At 65.4% G+C, this 16,612-nt stretch carries 12 protein-coding genes; 6 read left to right on the top strand and 6 right to left on the bottom strand.

Going from position 1 to position 16,612, the window contains the following annotated elements; genetic code table 11:
- Nucleotides 1–97: 97 nt before the first annotated feature.
- A complete protein-coding gene (locus GOPIP_RS22335; RefSeq protein WP_035728717.1) occupies nt 98–4,300 on the top strand; it encodes a bifunctional nitrate reductase/sulfite reductase flavoprotein subunit alpha in 4,203 nt (1,400 codons plus the stop codon).
- Nucleotides 4,301–4,390: 90 nt separating this feature from the next.
- On the top strand, nt 4,391–5,788 hold the full coding sequence (gene dctA / locus GOPIP_RS22330; RefSeq protein ID WP_006372087.1) for a C4-dicarboxylate transporter DctA: 1,398 nt from the start codon (nt 4,391–4,393) through the stop codon (nt 5,786–5,788).
- Nucleotides 5,789–5,808: 20 nt separating this feature from the next.
- Here dctA and GOPIP_RS22325 read toward each other — a convergent pair whose 3' ends face one another.
- Genes GOPIP_RS22325 through GOPIP_RS22315 form a run of 3 tightly spaced genes read right to left on the bottom strand, consistent with a single transcriptional unit; the run spans nt 5,809 to nt 9,040 of the window.
- Nucleotides 5,809–6,183, bottom strand: coding sequence for a Rieske (2Fe-2S) protein (locus GOPIP_RS22325; protein ID WP_006372086.1), 375 nt, complete (start codon nt 6,181–6,183; stop codon nt 5,809–5,811).
- Complete coding sequence (gene nirB, locus GOPIP_RS22320) at nt 6,180–8,693, bottom strand: nitrite reductase large subunit NirB (RefSeq protein WP_006372085.1); 2,514 nt, start codon at nt 8,691–8,693, stop codon at nt 6,180–6,182. The genes GOPIP_RS22325 and nirB overlap by 4 nt, the downstream gene beginning before the upstream one ends.
- Complete coding sequence (locus tag GOPIP_RS22315) at nt 8,693–9,040, bottom strand: hypothetical protein (protein WP_006372084.1); 348 nt, start codon at nt 9,038–9,040, stop codon at nt 8,693–8,695. Before GOPIP_RS22315 ends, nirB begins: the two co-directional genes overlap by 1 nt.
- Before the next feature lie 340 nt (nt 9,041–9,380).
- Between GOPIP_RS22315 and GOPIP_RS22310 the strand changes: the two genes are divergently transcribed.
- The 3 genes from GOPIP_RS22310 to GOPIP_RS22300 all read left to right on the top strand — a co-directional run bounded on the left by GOPIP_RS22310 (nt 9,381) and on the right by GOPIP_RS22300 (nt 12,663).
- The gene (locus tag GOPIP_RS22310) at nt 9,381–10,691 is read left to right on the top strand and encodes an acyl-CoA dehydrogenase family protein (RefSeq protein ID WP_006372083.1); all 1,311 of its coding nucleotides are present in this window, start codon (nt 9,381–9,383) and stop codon (nt 10,689–10,691) included.
- A gap of 121 nt (nt 10,692–10,812) precedes the next feature.
- Nucleotides 10,813–11,265, top strand: a complete 453-nt coding sequence (locus GOPIP_RS22305) for an RrF2 family transcriptional regulator (RefSeq protein ID WP_035728746.1) — start codon at nt 10,813–10,815, stop codon at nt 11,263–11,265.
- A gap of 93 nt (nt 11,266–11,358) precedes the next feature.
- On the top strand, nt 11,359–12,663 hold the full coding sequence (locus GOPIP_RS22300; RefSeq protein ID WP_006372081.1) for an acyl-CoA dehydrogenase family protein: 1,305 nt from the start codon (nt 11,359–11,361) through the stop codon (nt 12,661–12,663).
- Here GOPIP_RS22300 and GOPIP_RS22295 read toward each other — a convergent pair.
- The 3 genes from GOPIP_RS22295 to GOPIP_RS22285 are packed head-to-tail and all read right to left on the bottom strand — an operon-like array spanning nt 12,652 to nt 15,592.
- On the bottom strand, nt 12,652–13,062 hold the full coding sequence (locus GOPIP_RS22295; RefSeq protein ID WP_006372080.1) for a DUF2834 domain-containing protein: 411 nt from the start codon (nt 13,060–13,062) through the stop codon (nt 12,652–12,654). The genes GOPIP_RS22300 and GOPIP_RS22295 overlap by 12 nt on opposite strands.
- A complete protein-coding gene (locus GOPIP_RS22290) occupies nt 13,059–14,642 on the bottom strand; it encodes an FAD-dependent oxidoreductase (protein ID WP_006372079.1) in 1,584 nt (527 codons plus the stop codon). The genes GOPIP_RS22295 and GOPIP_RS22290 overlap by 4 nt, the downstream gene beginning before the upstream one ends.
- Nucleotides 14,642–15,592, bottom strand: coding sequence for an AurF N-oxygenase family protein (locus GOPIP_RS22285; RefSeq protein WP_006372078.1), 951 nt, complete (start codon nt 15,590–15,592; stop codon nt 14,642–14,644). The genes GOPIP_RS22290 and GOPIP_RS22285 overlap by 1 nt, the downstream gene beginning before the upstream one ends.
- Before the next feature lie 171 nt (nt 15,593–15,763).
- On the opposite strand from GOPIP_RS22285, the gene GOPIP_RS22280 reads away from it, so the two are divergent.
- Nucleotides 15,764–16,534: an SDR family oxidoreductase gene (locus tag GOPIP_RS22280; protein ID WP_006372077.1), complete on the top strand. Its 771-nt coding sequence runs from the start codon at nt 15,764–15,766 to the stop codon at nt 16,532–16,534.
- The last annotated feature ends 78 nt before the right edge of the window (nt 16,535–16,612 follow it).

Here is a 16,612-nt window from a genome sequence, read left to right as displayed (position 1 = left end):
TGCCCGCACATCTACCGGCCACCTGTGTGAGGCCAAGTTGATTGCGGTGTAACCGCGGCATTCGGGTCGTGAAACACGCGGTACCGACGCTGGGACGGTGAGCCCGCCGAGTACTTCGCCGTCGACCACCGCAACGCTGTGCGCCTATTGCGGGGTCGGCTGCGGGCTCGATCTGACGGTGTCCGGCGAATCGGACGAGGGGGTGCGGGTGCTCAAGAGCACGGGGCGCAAGGATCACCCGACGAATTTCGGTCGGCTGTGCACCAAGGGCTCCACCACCGCCGACATGCTGAACTCCGGCGGCCGGCTGACCGCCCCGCTGGTGCGTTCTTCCCGCGACGCCGAGCCGCAGTCCGCGGACCTCGACGACGTTCTCCTCGACACCGCCGGCCGGCTGCGCGCCATCATCGACGAGCACGGCCCCGACGCGGTGGCCCTGTACGTGTCCGGTCAGATGTCGATGGAGGCGCAGTACCTCAGCAACAAGCTCGCCAAGGGCTTCATCGGCACCAACCAGATCGAGTCCAACTCACGGCTCTGCATGGCCAGCGCCGGCACCGGCTACAAGCAGTCACTCGGCGCCGACGGCCCACCGGGCTCCTATCAGGATTTCGACAACGCCGATGTCTTCTTCGTCATCGGCGCCAACATGGCCGACTGCCACCCGATCCTGTTCCTGCGGATGATGGACCGCGTCAAGGCCGGCGCCACCCTCATCGTCGCCGACCCGCGACGCACCGCCACCGCCGACAAAGCCGACCTCTTCCTACCCGTCCGCTCCGGCACCGACCTCGCACTGCTCAACGGAATCCTGCATCTGCTGATCGTCGGCGGCCATCTCGACGACGAGTTCATCGCCGAGTTCACCGACGGCTTCGAGCAGATGCCGTCATTCGCCGAGCAGTACCCACCGGAGCGAGTGGCCGAGATCTGCGGGATCGACGAGAAGGACCTGCGGGCCGCGGCGGCGTTGATCGGCACCGCAGGCAACTGGATGAGTTGCTGGACGATGGGTCTCAACCAGTCGACGCACGGAACGTGGAACACCAACGCGCTGATCAATCTTCACCTCGCCACCGGCGCGATCTGCCGTCTCGGCAGCGGGCCGTTCTCGCTGACCGGTCAGCCCAACGCCATGGGTGGCCGCGAGATGGGTTACATGGGACCAGGATTGCCCGGTCAGCGGGCCGTCACCTCCGATGAGGACCGAGCCTTCGTCGAAGAACAATGGGACCTGCCCTCCGGAACCCTGCGCACCGACGTCGGCGGCGGCACCATCGACATGTTCTCCCGCATGGCCGACGGACAGATCAAGGCATGCTGGATCATCTGCACCAATCCCGTTGCCTCGGTGTCCAATCGGAGCACCGTCATCGACAGTCTCCGCCGCGCCGAGCTCGTCGTCACCCAGGACGCCTTCACCGCCACCGAGACCAACGCCTACGCCGACGTGATCCTGCCCGCCGCCCTGTGGAGCGAATCCACCGGCACCATGGTCAACTCCGAACGCAACATCACCCTGTTCTCCCCGGCCATGCCGGCACCCGGTCAGGCGCTACCGGATTGGCAGATCATCGCCCGGATCGCTTGCGCCATGGGATATTCCGATGCCTTCACCTATGCCAGCGCCGAGGAGGTCTTCGATGAGATCCGCCGCTTTCACAACCCGCGCACCGGCTACGACCTGCGCGGGGTCACCTACGAGCGGTTGCGCCGCTCCCCCATCCAGTGGCCGTGCCCGCCGGAGGACACCGACGCCGACGGACGGCACCCCGTCCGCTACCTCAACGACGGTCACAGCCAGACCTTGCACCAGCTCGACGACGGCACCCGCCCTCGGTTGGCGTTTGCCACACCGACGCGTCGCGCGCAATTCTTCGCGCGGCCGCACGTCGATCCGGCGGAGATGCCCGACGACGACTACCCGATTTTGCTCAACACCGGACGCCTCCCACACCAGTGGCACACGCTGACCAAGACCGGGCGGGTCGCCAAGCTGAACAAGCTCGCGCCCGGACCGTTCGTCGAGATCCACGCCGATGATGCTGCCCGGCTGGCGATTTCCGACACCGACAGTGTCGAGGTGGCCTCCCGACGCGGGCGTGCGGTACTGCCCGCACAGGTGTCCGACCGCGTCCGCCCGGGCAGCGTCTTCGTCCCCTTCCATTGGAACGACCTCTGGGGCGAGCACCTCGCGATCAACGCGGTCACCTCCGATGCCATCGACCCCGCCTCCCAGCAACCGGAGTTCAAGGTGTGTGCCGTCGCCCTCACCAGAGTCGGTGCCGCCGAACCGCCGACAGCGCCTTCGCTTCCGTCGACAGCGCCCGCCACCGCGCCGACCGCGTTTGCTATCCCGGCGACGGCGCTCGCCACCGCGCCGACAGCGCTCGTGGACTCGCTCGCGGCGGCCCTCGGGGTTTCTGCCATCGCCGCACCGTCTTTCACCGAGTCCGAACGGATCTACCTCGCCGGCCTCGTGGCCGGACTCCGTGCCGCACCACCGGACGGCGCGGTGCCGGTGCTGCCCGCGGATGCGCCGCTGGCGGCGGACACCACTGCCTTTGTCAACGGAGTACTGGCCGGGACGTTCTCACGCTCGGCCCGCGCCGACCCCGATGCCGACGTGACATCCGTCGAGGCGCCGGCGCCGTCACGCGCAGCGATCAGCGTCCTGTGGGCGTCGCAGATGGGCAACGCCGAGGACTTCGCCGAGACCGTGGTCGCGCGTCTACGCGAGGGCGGACATCCGGTGACGGCCACGGCGATGGACGAGTGCGATCCGAGTACCTTGTCCGGCACCGCACTGTTCGTCACGGCAACCACCGGCGACGGTGAACCACCGGACAACGGCATCGGCTTCTGGGAGCGCCTGAACGCCGACGACGCGCCCGCACTCGACGAATTAGCCTATTCGGTACTGGCTTTCGGCGATTCCAGTTATGACGACTTCTGCGGCCACGGACGCAGACTCGACGAAAGGCTCGCCGAGCTCGGGGCGACGCGCCTGACCGACCGGGTGGACTGCGAGCCGGACTTCGAGGAGCCCGCCGGGGTGTGGCTCGAGCGCGTTCTCACCCGTCTCACACCCGAGGCCCCGACGCCCACCGACGTCACCGCCGCACGCGTCGAGGTTCGCGAACCCTCCGCGCAGGTCAGTTCGCCCGGGTATTCACGCAAGAAGCCATTGCGTACCAGCCTGATCCACAACAGACGATTGAACACCTCCGGCTCGGCGAAGGATGTGCGCAACTTCGCCTTCCACCTTCCGCCGGGCACCCTGGATTATCGGGCCGGCGACGCGCTCGGCGTCTACCCACGCAACAGCGAGAGCCTGGTCGACGAGTGGCTGCATCACACCCGCCTCGACCCGCAGGCCAGAGTCGAGATCCCCGACGGCCCGTCGGGACCAGGTGGGACCACCACCCTCGACACGGCGCTTCGTGACCACCTCGAGATCGCACGCCTCACACCCGATCTCGTCCGGTTCATGGCCGAACGCAGCGGCGATCAGGCATTGTCCACACTCGCAGCACCCGGCAACAAGGACGAGTTCGGTGCATGGTCGTGGGGACGACAATCGGTCGACGTGCTGGCGACAACCCGCGTCGACGCCGACCCGCAAGAATGGGTCGACCGCATCAAACCCCTTGCACCACGCTCGTACTCGATCTCGTCCTCACCCCTGACCGCACAGGGCGAAGTCCACCTGACGGTGTCGGCGGTGCGCTACAACGTACACGGCACCCCACGACACGGCGTGTGTTCGACCTTCCTCGCCGACCACGCCGAGAGCGCCGAGGTGGGCGTCTTCGTGACGCCCACCAACCACTTTCGCCCGCCCACCGACCCCGACACCCCGATGATCATGATCGGGCCCGGCACCGGGATCGCACCATTTCGCGCATTCCTCCACGAGCGGCGCGCGCTCGGGCACGGTGGGCGCAACTGGTTGTTCTTCGGAGAACAACACAGCGCCACCGACTTCTACTATCGCGACGAGCTCACCGACATGCTCTCCGACGGCCTGCTGACCCGCCTCGACGTCGCCTTCTCGCGCGATCAGGACCGCAAGATCTACGTGCAGGACCGCATCGCCGAACACGGCGCCGAGCTCTACCGATGGCTGCACGACGGTGCCCACATCTATGTGTGCGGTGACGCGAGCCGGATGGCGCGCGACGTCGATGCGACGCTCAAAGGTGTTGTCGCCCAGTATGGAAAGCTGTCGGAGAAGAGCGCCGAGCAGTACGTCAAGGCACTCGCCGCCGACAAGCGTTATGTGCGCGACGTGTACTGACCGAGCGGAGATCACGGGCCGGCATCCCGCGGATCATGCACAGAGGTGAATTCACCCCACCGTAATGGCCGTTTAACTATAGAGAACACCGTGCCGTCGGAGGGACCCGCCCGCTCACCCCGGGGCGCCTGGTATACCTCGCTGTTCACCTGGCTGATCGTGGCGATCATCGCCGGTATCGTCCTCGGAGCATTGTGGCCCGATGCCGGATCGGCGCTCAAACCCCTGGCAGATGGCTTCATCAAGCTCATCAAGATGCTCATCGCGCCCATCATCTTCTGCACCGTCGTGCTCGGGATCGCTCACGTCGGTGACCTGAAGTCGGTGGGCCGCATCGGTGTCAAGGCACTCATCTACTTCGAGGTGGTCACCACCTTCGCGTTGATCTTCGGCCTGGCGGTGGGCAACATCGTCAAGCCCGGCAGCGGATTCAGCATCGACCCGCAAACCCTGGCCACCGGCGCCGACGCCGTCGCGAAGTCAACCGGCAACGGCGAGCTGCCGCACACCGTCGAGTTCCTCACGAACATCATTCCCACGTCGGTGATCTCGGCGTTCGCGGAGAACGAGCTCCTGCAGGTGCTGTTCTTTGCCGTGTTGTTCGGGCTGGCACTGGCGAAACTGGGATCCAAGGTCCCCGTCATCGTCTCGTTCGTGGACCAGTCCAGCCACGTCTTCTTCCTGATCATCGGCTGGATCATGAAACTCGCGCCGGTCGGCGCCTTCGGCGCGATGGCCTATATCGTCGGCCAATACGGACTGTCGTCGCTGGCGAGCTACGGAAAGCTTATCGCGTGCTGTTACCTCGCCGCAGTGCTGTTCATCCTCGTGCTGGCTGCGGTCGTCCGTGTCTTCGCCGGAGTGAGTCTCTGGAAGTTCCTGCGCTACATCAAGGATGAACTGTTCATCGCGCTCGGCACCGCCTCCACCGAGGTCGTGTTGCCGCGCATCATGACCAAACTGACCTACGCCGGATGTTCGCGGACCACCACCGGACTCGTGGTACCCACCGGCTACTCGTTCAACCTCGACGGCGCCACCCTCTACCTGTCGATCTGCGTGCTGTTCCTCGCGCAAGCACTCGGCGTGAATCTCAGTCTCGGCGAACAACTGACGGCCGTCCTCGTCCTCATGCTGACCTCCAAGGGCATGGCCGGGGTGCCGGGGTCGTCGTTTCTCGCCCTGTCTGCGACGGTGACCGCCATCGGCCACGGCAGCATTCCCGTTGCGGCGGTGGCCCTTCTGCTCGGTGCCGACCGCATCATGGATTCGATGCGCGTGTCGGTGAATCTGCTCGGCAACTGCGTGGCCACCTTCGTCGTCGCCAATTGGGAAGGCCAGCTGGACAAGGAACGGATGCGACTCGTCCTCGACGGCCGTCCGGTGCCCCCGCTCGAGGACATCGACGCCATGTCCGGGCAGGCCGAGGTGCAGGCCGAAGAAGAGGCGATGCCCGAGGTGGCTGCGCAGGACGTGGCGAAAGGCTGACGCGGGACGGCGGGTCGCCGCTACACCCACACCACGATGCGTCCGTCTCGATCCTGGGCACGATAGACCTCGATCGTACCGATCCCCGCTGTGGTGCATGCACCGTCGGCGAAGCCGAACGCGTACTGGTGGAGCGGGCAGACGATGGTGCCGAGGTCGAACTGTCCGTCGGCGAGCGGGCCGCCCTTGTGCGGGCAGACCGCAGAGGTGGCGCGCAGCGTGCCGTCGGTCATCCGGAACACCGCTATCTGCTTGTCGCCGAGCACATATGCGCGACCTTCCCCGAGTGCGAGGTCGGCCATCTCGCCGATCTCCACCGGTTCTGCGGTGACGGACTCGGAGCTGACGGACTCGGGACTGACGGGCTCGGGGCCTCGGCGCTCGACCGCGGTCACCGGACCGGCACCTGCGGCAGCGGCAACAACGGCAGGGCGGAGGAGAACTGGGCGGGTGACTTCGGCTCTTCGCGGTCGAGCCACGGGTCGACGTAGCCGGCGACGGCCTCGTCGATACGTTCCTGCAAACCCGCGACGAGGCCGTCGCGATCATCGACGAGGATCGCGCGCAGTTCGTCGATCCCGATCCGCGGCACCCACGCATAGGTGCGTTCGAGCCACTTGGCATTTTCCCGGTAGTACTGAATGAAGTTGCCGCACAGCCGGATCACCTCCTCCGGGGAGTCGGCGGTCGCCAGCAGATCACCCTTGCGAATGTGCGCGCCGGCCGCGCCGCCGACGTAGATCTCCCAGAGTCCGTTGCCGATGGCCACCACCCCGAAGTCCTTGCACAGTGCCTCCGCACAGTTGCGGGGGCATCCGGTGACCGCCAGTTTGAGCTTGGCCGGCGATTCCAGTCCCTGATATCGCGACTCGATGGCGATCCCCAGCGCCGTCGAGTCACCGAGGCCGAACCGGCAGTAGTCGGTGCCCACACAGGTTTTCACTGTCCGGAAGCTTTTGCCGTAGGCATAGCCCGACGGCATGCCGAGATCGGCCCACACCTTGGGGAGGTCTTCCTTGGTGACGCCCAGCAGATCGAGCCGTTGCCCGCCGGTCGCCTTGATCATCGGAATGTCGTATTTCTCTGCGACATCGGCGATCCGGCGCAGCTGTTGCGGAGAGGTGACCCCGCCCTTCATCTGCGGCACCACCGAGAACGTGCCGTCGCGTTGGATGTTCGCGTGCACCCTGTCGTTGACGAAAAGCGCGCCCGGTTCACGCTGCCAGTCGGCTCCCCACACCACCCGCAGCAACGACGCCAACGGCATTTTCGCCGTCGCGTCTTCCCCGTCGGGTGCGAGCGCGGCGAACACCGCGCTGACCGACCGCAGATCCTGGCGCCGGATCGCCTCGATCAGTTCGGGTTTCGCCAACGGGATGCACGGGACGTACCAGTCGGCGGAGGCATCGGAGGTCAATGCGTCACCGGCCGCGACCTCGACGACGTCGGCGACGAGCCCCTTGCACGAGCCGCACCCCTTGCCTGCGCGGGTGGCCGCACACACCTCGGCGACGCTGGTGGCACCGCCGCGGACGCACGCCACGAGATCACCCTTGGTGACGCCGTTGCAGTTGCACACCTGCGCGTCGTCGGACAGCTCCGCGGCACCTGTTGCCGCACTGGGTGTTCCCATGTCGAACAGCATCGAGATGCGTTCGGCGGGTAGCGGTACCTTCTCGTCGAAGGCCTGGGTGAGGAAGCCGACCTTGGACACGTCGCCGAGGAGCATCGCGCCGATGAGTTTGTCATCGCGCACCACCACCGACTTGTAGATGCCGTTGCGCGGTTCGTAGAACTGGACGAACTCGTCGTCCTCACGTTCCGGGCCCTTGACACCCATCGCCGCGACGTCCACGCCCGCCACCTTTAGCTTGGTGGTCAGACGCGAACCGTGGTACTCCGCACGCGGATCGGCGCCGGTGAGTACATCGGCGAGGACCGCCGCCTGCTCCCACAGCGGTGCGACCAGCCCGTACACCTCGCTGCGGTGCTGCGCGCACTCACCGACGGCGTAGATGAATGCCTCATCCTCACAACGCATCTGGTCGTCGACGACGATCCCGCGTTCGACGACCAAACCGGCACGGCGCGCCAGTTCGACGTTGGCGCGAATACCCGCGGTCACCACGATCATGTCGGCGGGCAGGGTGTCACCATCGGTGAACTGCACGCCCGCAACGGTTCCGGTGTCGGTGCGCAGGACGGCGGTGGTGCGTTTGCCGGTGTGCACGCCCACCCCGAGCGCTTCGATGGTGTTGCGCAAAACTTTTCCGCCGCGTTCGTCGAGTTGCTGGTTCATCAGGTGTCCGGGTGAGTGCACCACGTCCACCGCGACGCCCTGGGCGCTCAGGCCGTGGGCGGCCTCGAGCCCGAGGAGCCCACCGCCGATGACCACCGCGTGCAGGTGATCGCGCGAGGAGGCCATCTGCAGCATGCCGTTGGTGTCGGCGATCGTGCGGAATCCGAAAACCCCTCGCGCCAACCGGCCGTCGGGTTCGCGTAGTCCGTCCATGTTCGGGAAAAATGTGTGCGATCCGGTCGCGATGATCAGTACGTCGAAGCCGATGACCATGCCGCTCTCGCAGGTGACGGTCTTGGCGAAGCGATCCACCGCGACCGCGCGGTCGCCGGCATGCAGGATGACGCCGTTGTCGGCGTACCACGACATCGGGTTCAGCATGAGGTCGTCGTCATCGACGGTGCTCTCCCCGGCGAGCACGTGCGACAGCATGATCCGGTTGTAGTTGCCGTACGGCTCGTCGCCGATCATGGTGAGCGAGAACTGCTCACCGCCGCCGCGTGCCAGGATCTCCTCGACCGTACGAGCGCCGGCCATGCCGTTGCCGACGACGACGAGGCGACGCGTCGCGACCGCACCCTCATCCCCCGGCACCTGGTCCGCCATCAGATGAGCACCATGCCGAAGTCGATGACGACCTCGCCCATGCATCCCTCGGGTGCGGCGAGCAGCAGTTCGAGGGTTGAATCCGGGTCGACGTCCTGCACCACCCGCAGCGGCACGTTGACCGCACCCCGTGCGCCCATCGGGAAGATCCGCATCGGCGCGCCGTCACGCATGAGGGTCACCGAGATCAGTTCGCCGGAGCTGTTGCCGCCGCGAAAGTACAACGGCTGCGCGGTCAGTCCGGAGGGCACCACATACGACAGCCCCGGATCGATCGGCGCGGGCTTGGCGAGTCCGGAGCCGGTGAACGCGAAGACGCCCTGAAGGAAGTGCGGGGTACTGGCCATGGGGCCACTATCCCGACGCCGCGTGAAATACGACTTGCTGCCGTGTTACGAGGGCGTTGTCAGGCGCTCACGTCCCGACCTGGCGGCCGGGAGGTCTCGGGCTAGGAAGATCGCAGCCACGGCTGTGTTCAAGATCTGGACACTGTCGAGCACGACCGGTGCGGATCTCACAGTCGGCCGGCGGCACGGTGAGGAATCAGCAATGAGCGGTATCCCGCAGGTAACAGAACCAAACCGGTATCTGACATACCGGTTTGGGATTCTCATGGTCGATCGCAGCTCGAGCAACGGGGCCAAGCAGTGGTCGTCTGTGAAAACCCTGAAGAACTGGAGACACCCAATGTCCATCAACTTCACAATGTCCTCGGAGCAGCGCAAACTGCAGCACGAGGTTCGCGAATTCGCCGAGAACGTACTGGCACCCGTCATCGTCGAAGCCGACGCGGAGCCCGATCCGCTCAAGGGATTTCAACTGACCAAGCCTGCGTACATCGAGGCCTATCGGGCCGGGATTGCCATGTGCATGCTGCCCACCGAGTACGGCGGAGGCGGCGTGTCCTGCGTTGACCTGGTCATCGCCGCAGAAGAGATCTGCGTAGTCGATCCCGGCTTCGCCTGCACGGTGCTGTGTAACGGATTGGGACTGATGCCGATTGCCTGGTACGGCAGCGATGAACAGAAGGAGAAGTTCCTCACTGCGGCGACATCCGATCCGACCGGCGAGTACCTCGGCGGGTGGACAGCCAGCGAGCCGCCCGGCAACCCCGCCGGCACAGCGAACTTCGATATCCAGCTGCCGCGACCGGCCGGGGTGGGGCTCACCGCGGTGCGCGACGGTGACGACTACCTTGTCAACGGCCGCAAGTACTGGCCGTCTTCTGCCGGATGGGACGAACAGGGCACCAATGCCGGGACACTCATCGTCCGCACCGATTCGGAGAAGGGCGGAACCGAGGGTTTGTCCGCCCTGATCCTCGAGCGCAACACACCGGGTGTCAGCTACCGTCATCTCGACAAGATCGGCCATCGACTCGCCTCCAACGCCGAGATCGTCTTCGACAATGCGCGAATCCCCGCCGCCAATCTTCTGCCCGGCGCGGCGGGGAACGGCGATCTGGTCATCAACCGCAACTTCGCCTGGTCCGGTCCGGTGGCAGCCATCGCGGCCGTCGGAATGGCCCGCGCCGCATACGAAACCGCTCTGAACTGGGCCAAGACGAACACCGCAGGTGGACTCAAGCCGATCATCGGCTTCCAGAACGTCGGCTACGTGCTCGGTGACGTGGCATCGAAGATCGAGATGGCACGTTCATTCTCGTGGCGGGCTGCCGACTACCTCGACAAGCACGAACAGCATGCGGAGCTGGTCGGGGCCATGAACAAGATCCAGGTCACCGAGCTGATGTTCGACTGCGTCTACAAATGCATGCAGATCGTGGGCGTCAACAGCCTGGAGACGAAGAACGGATTCGGAAAACTGTTGCGCGAAGCCGCGGTCCTGCCGATCTACGACGGCGGCAACATGGGCATGCAGCGTCGACGTGTCCACGGCATCATCGCAGATCCCGCCTTCAACCCGCGCGCCATCATGGAGGACGAATACGTGCAGTTCGACAAGCACCACGAAAGCATCGGCACCATCGCCGGCTGACGCGGACGAGGGTGTGGCTCGATCAGTCCGTAACAGATGCGGCCACACCCTCACTCGCGCGAACCGCGGCAACCGTTGAAGGCCGGTACGATCGGTGAACACGTTGCCGCTGGAGGCCACCATGAAGCACACGAGCCACGCCGACTACGCCCTGAGGGTGCTGCTGTACCTGCGTGTCGCGCCGGAACAGCGCGGATCAGTCGCCGAAATCGCAGCGGCTCACCGTATTTCGCGCAACCACCTGGACAAGGTGGTACAGAAGTTGGCCGGGGCCGACATTGTGGAGACGACGCGCGGCCGGGGCGGCGGAGTGCATCTGGTGCGAGATCCGTCCACGATCACGGTGGGTCAGATCATGCGAATCATGGAGTCCGACTTCGCCGTTGTGGAGTGCCTCGGACCGGTCCGCTACTGCCGGATCGCCGGGGTGTGCGGGGCTCGAAATGTCTTCGCCCAAGCTCTCGATGCGTATTTCGAGGTCCTCGATCAAGCCACGCTGGCAGATATCGCCACCAATGATTACGGCTTGCTGGGAGCACTCGGCATGACGCACAGTGGACCCCCGGTCGCATGACCGCTTGACCGAGGCGTCATCGGGCCTGCTCCCCGGCCCGTCTGCTCGGCTAGCTTCCGTCCGTGTTGTGCTGGCTTCCTTCGGAGGTAGTAAGTGGCTATCGGGTTCGACCTGACACAGAAGCAACAGCGGCTGAAAGCGCGTGCGCGCGAATTCGCCATCGACGTGCTGCGTCCTGCTGCCGAGCGCGCCGACGCGATCGGCGATCCGCATGAGGCGTTCCGCGCGATGCAGCCGATTTATCGGCTCGCCGCAGAGAACGGCTTCACCACAATGTTTCTGCCTCGCCAGTACGGCGGTGGTGGCGCAAGTAACGTCGATTTCCTCATCGCGATCGAAGAACTCTGCGCCGCCGACCCAGGATTCCCCACGATTCTGCTCGTCAACGGACTCTCGCTCATGCCGATCTTGTGGCTCGGTACCGAAGAACAACGCGAACGCTGGATTACCAAGGCCACCGAGGACACGACCGGCACTTTCCTCGCCGGCTGGGTCGTCAGCGAACGCGGCGGCACCGCCAACTTCGACCATCCGAATCCCATGGCAGGCATACAACTTCTCGCTGAACACAAACCACGCCGTGGCGAGTTTGTGGTGAACGGCGAGAAACACTGGCCCGCCAACGCCGGAGGATGGGACCTTCGAGGTGCCGACATCAATGTGTGTGTCGCACGCACCGATACCACCCGCGGCGCCGTCGACGCACTCGGTGCCTTCGTCGTCGAGCGCGGCACCGCAGGCATCACTTACGAGGTCATCGACAAGATGGCTCATCGCACATGCCAGAACGTCACCATGACCTTTCGCGACGCTCATATCCCCGAAGAGAACATGCTGACCGGCACCCAGGGAGACCTGCTCATACATCGCAACTTCACTTGGTCGGCACCCATCGCGAGTATCGCCGCAGTGGCCGTAGCGCGCAGCGCATACGACTTCACACTCAAGTGGGCGAGGACCTACACCGGCGGCGGGACCGCGCCCATCATCCATCATCAAGCAGTGGGCAACCTTCTCACCGAAATCGCAGCCCGCATCGAAGCCGGCCGATACTTCAGCTGGAAGACCGCCCACTACATGGACACCCATCCCGGGCAAGGCCATGCCATCGCCGGAATGAACAAGACCTACTGCGGCGACCTGATGCAAAGCGTGGTCTACGACTGCATGCGCGTGGTCGGCGTCAACGCACTCGACCGCCGCTTTCCGCTGGCCAAGCTCTACCGTGAAGCCATCGTCTTCCCTCTCTACGACGCCGGAAACCTCGCGATGCAACGCCGTCGAGCTTGGGGTGTGATGACCGACCCGGCATTCTCACCCGACACTTTCGCGGACAACAAATCACTTGAATTCACCAGGAATATGCAAGGATTCGGTACGCGCACGTCAGCTGACTGACCCATTGGCCCCGCTGCACCGCTCTCGCAGCGGGCTACCGTCTCCTAGGGACAGGGCCCGGTCGCGGGCCAGCAGGAAGAACGGGATCGCGGTGGCGATGCCGACGCCGAAGGTCAGTACCACCGAGGCGATCCACCACCGCAGGATGCTCAGCCGTCGCGCCTCGGCGAACGCCCAGAGGTGAAAGCCCAGCACGACGTAGCCGAGATCGACCATCGCGAACCGGCCCGGGGTGGTCTTGAGGATGTCCCCGACGAAGAAGTCCTTCGCCGACGACGCCCCGTTGCGCGCCACATACGGCAGCGCAATCGCATTCTGGGTGAAGAACGACGCGATGAACACCGCGAGCAGGGATCGGCGATACCAGACCGGCCGCGGGGATTCGATTGCCGCGGTCATCGTTTGCGCCATCCCGCCGCGCCGACCATGTCGGGGATACGGGTGAACTTCACGCGCGGGCGGCCCTGCTCCTCGCCGCGGCGCCGTTCGATGCGGTCGATGGCGCGCATGCCGCGGTAGCCGATGACGTGGCGGGTTCGCTTGCGCAACAACGCTCCGAACTCCTCGGCCGCGCGCCCGGATCGGGGCAGGACACCCGCGACGGCGTCGTCGATGAAGTCCTCCACGGTGCGTTGCGCGCACATCTTGTTGGCACCGATACCACCACTCGGGCCGCGCTTGGCCCACCCCAGGACATACACGCCCGGGATGACCTGCCCGTGCTCATCGAGCATCCGGCCCTCGTCGTTGGGGAACACGCCACGCGCGTCGTCGAAGGGCAGTCCAGCGATCGGCACCGACCGATACCCGACGGAGCGCACCGCGAGATCGGCAGCGATGCGACGGGTGTGCGATCCGGTTCGGACGTCGACGGCCTCGACCTGCGTCTGGCCGAGGATGCGCTCCGGGGCGGAGTGGAAGAGGAACACGATGCGACGGTGCTGCGGGTCGGCGGGACCGGTGAAGTCCGGCAATTCGGCGTCGGGATCGTCGTGGACGACGACCTCCACACCCGGAATCGTCGACAACGCACGGTATTCGGCCGAGGTGTAGGCCGCCGACGCCTGATCACGACGGCCGAGCACGACGACCTCGTGGACGTTCTGCTCCTCGAGGATGCGCAGCGCACGGTCGGCGATGTCGGTGGTGGCCAACAACTCCGGCGGCGAGATGAGGATACGGGCGACGTCGAGAGCGACGTTGCCGGTGCCGACGATGACGGCCCGGCCGGTCGCGGTGTGATCGCGACGGATCGGGGGTGCGGCGTCAGCGCCGGGCACCGCGTTGTACCACGCAACGAGTTCGGTCGCCGACGTCGAGCCGGCAAGCTCCTCACCCGGAATCCCCAGGCGCCGTGACTCACTCGCGCCGACGGCGTAGAACACGGCGTCGAAATGGTCGGCGAGTTCGGCGGGGGTGATCTGCCCCGGCGCCTCCCCCACCTCGACGTTGGTGGCCATCATGACGCGGGGATCGCGGTAGAGCAGGTCGAAGCCGCCCAACACGCCCTTGGTACCCGGATGGTCGGGGGCCACACCGGCACGCACGAGACCGCCCGGGGTGGGCAGCTTGTCGATGACGGTCACGTCCGCCTCGGTCCGGTCGAGCAGGGTCCGCAGGGCGTATCCACCCGACGGTCCGGTGCCGACGAGCGCAACCCGCAGTCCCGCAGGGAGTTTCGGGATCTCCGGGTAGACCACGTCCGACCACCCCGAGGTCACGTCCGGGTTGTTCTTGTAGTAGTCGGCGTTGATCTCGACGAAGACCTTGTCGCGGGTGCCGAGCTTGTCGGCGGGGAAGATCGCGTCCACCGGGCAGGCGTCGGCGCAGGCACCACAGTCGATGCAGGCCTGCGGGTCGATGTGCAGGATGTCGGAGGTCCCGAAGCCCCGCTCCTCAGGAGTCGGGTGGATGCAGTTGACCGGACAGACCGACACGCATGCTGCGTCGCTGCAACAGGATTGGGTGATGACAAACATCAGAGCATGTGCACTTTCCGGTAGTAGTGCATCGCCGGGCGGGTCAGCAGGCCCACCTCGTCGAGGAACTCCATCAGATGCGCGCAGCTGCTGCGGATCATCGACTGGAAGTGCGAGTTGTGGTTCATCTCCTCCACGGCACGGTCGGCGTCGAGTCCGGCGTCCTCGAATGCCTTGCGCTGGACCAGGCTCGACACGATCATGTACGCGGCAACCGACACGTACAGCGCACTGAACTGGCGGCGGGCCCAGCTGATGCCCCGCATCGACTCACGCACCTCTTCGCGCGCGAACTTCATGTGCCGCGATTCCTCGAGAACGTGGATCTCGTTGACGGTACGGATGAACGGGAGCACCCGCTCGTCGCGCATGCAGCCACGCTGGAAGACGTCGAGGACCTCTTCGGCGACGAGGATGCCGGCGTAGGCGACCTCGTTCTTGGCGGTGCCCTTGAAGAACCTGCCGAGCCGACCGACCCACTTGGTCGGCTTGTAGGAGGTGCCGACCATCTTCTCACTCGCCTTGGCGAACATGATCGAGTGGCGGCACTCGTCGGCGATCTCGGTGAGCGCGAACTGGAACTCGGGGCTGTGGTAGGCGCCGAGGTACTGATCGCGGACGACCATTTCCTGCAGGATCATCTCGAACCAGATGCCGATGTTCATGATCGACGCGAACTCGTGGCGGGTGACCGAGATGCGCTGCTCCTCGGTCAGTTCGTCCCAGTAGGCGGTGCCGTAGAGCGACGACCATTCCGGGCTGCAGCCGTACTTCGTCGGGTCCATGGGCAGAGACCAGTCGATCTCGGTCATCGCATTGCGCGACAGCCGGGCCGCCGACGCGAGCAGGCGCGTCGACACCTCGTCGGTTCCCTGGTCGTGCATGCTGACGACGACTCCGTCGTCGTCAGTGGGGGTGTGAGGAGCTGTGCGGTCCATTGCGGCGGTCATGTCGCGGTGCCTCCGTCTCGGTCGGGTCTTTCTATGACAACGGCTGATGTCATATCAACGCTTGTTGTCAAGATAGCAGTCCCGTGTGACCTGGTAAACAGCTTCGCTACTATACTCACCAGTAAGTTCTGAGTGGTACCACGTTTGCGCAGGTCACACCGAGGAGTGCACATGTCTTCCATCTTCATCACCGGCGGTGCGTCGGGCATCGGACTGGCGACGGCCGAGCGATTCGAGCGCGAAGGATGGACCGTTGGCGTCTACGACGTGAACCCAGAAGCACTCGACAAGGTGTCCGCCGATCACCCCGACTTCATCACCGGCGTCCTCGACGTCCGCGAACCACAACAGTGGGCTGACGCACTCGCCGCATTCACCGAACACAGCGGCGGCACCCTGGACGTCCTCGACAACAACGCCGGCATCCTCGTCGCCGGACGCCTCGACGAGATCACCCCCGAGGCGATCCGCGCGCAGATCGACATCGACGCCCTGGGCGTGACCCTCGGCGCGCAGGCCGCCTACCCGTACCTGAAGAGGACGCCGGGCGCGCACCTGGTCAACATCGCCTCGGCGTCGGCGATCTACGGCCAGCCCGGCATCGCCACCTATTCGGCCACCAAGTTCTACGTCGCCGGCCTCACCGAAGCCCTCGAACTCGAGTGGGAGCACGAGGACATCCGCGTCGTCGGCATCTGGCCGCTGTGGGCCAAGACCGCCCTCGCCGACAACGACGCCAAGTCGACCACGACCCTCGGGGTGCGCATCACGCCCGAGGAGGTTGCCGAGAAGGTCTACGAGTCGGTGAACCCGAATCGCATCGATCGCCTGCTGCACCGCACCAGCTACTCCGTCGGCACCCAGACGCTGTTCCTCAACAACGCCGCCAAGTTCATCCCGAACTTCCTGAACCGCACCGTCAACAAGCTGATCGCACAGTAGGCCCCCGCTGGTCGAGGAGCCCCCGACTGTCGAGGAGCCCGTTTCCCCGATGGTCGAGGAACCCTTTCCCCGATGGGT

The organism is Gordonia polyisoprenivorans NBRC 16320 = JCM 10675 (assembly GCF_000241325.1).
Classification (GTDB): domain Bacteria; phylum Actinomycetota; class Actinomycetes; order Mycobacteriales; family Mycobacteriaceae; genus Gordonia; species Gordonia polyisoprenivorans.
Note: the sequence above shows the minus strand (reverse complement) of the source record. Positions and strands in the feature narration are given on the sequence as shown.

Excerpts from the sequence above, each read along its gene's own strand:
- nirB (WP_006372085.1), bottom strand. The coding sequence starts at position 8,693 with ATGGCGGACCAGGTGCCGGGGGATGAGGGTGCGGTCGCGACGCGTCGC.
- GOPIP_RS22315 (WP_006372084.1), bottom strand. The coding sequence starts at position 9,040 with ATGGCCAGTACCCCGCACTTCCTTCAGGGCGTCTTCGCGTTCACCGGC.
- GOPIP_RS22310 (WP_006372083.1), top strand. The coding sequence starts at position 9,381 with ATGTCCATCAACTTCACAATGTCCTCGGAGCAGCGCAAACTGCAGCAC.
- GOPIP_RS22305 (WP_035728746.1), top strand. The coding sequence starts at position 10,813 with ATGAAGCACACGAGCCACGCCGACTACGCCCTGAGGGTGCTGCTGTAC.
- GOPIP_RS22295 (WP_006372080.1), bottom strand. The coding sequence starts at position 13,062 with ATGACCGCGGCAATCGAATCCCCGCGGCCGGTCTGGTATCGCCGATCC.
- GOPIP_RS22290 (WP_006372079.1), bottom strand. The coding sequence starts at position 14,642 with ATGTTTGTCATCACCCAATCCTGTTGCAGCGACGCAGCATGCGTGTCG.
- GOPIP_RS22285 (WP_006372078.1), bottom strand. The coding sequence starts at position 15,592 with ATGACCGCCGCAATGGACCGCACAGCTCCTCACACCCCCACTGACGAC.
- GOPIP_RS22280 (WP_006372077.1), top strand. The coding sequence starts at position 15,764 with ATGTCTTCCATCTTCATCACCGGCGGTGCGTCGGGCATCGGACTGGCG.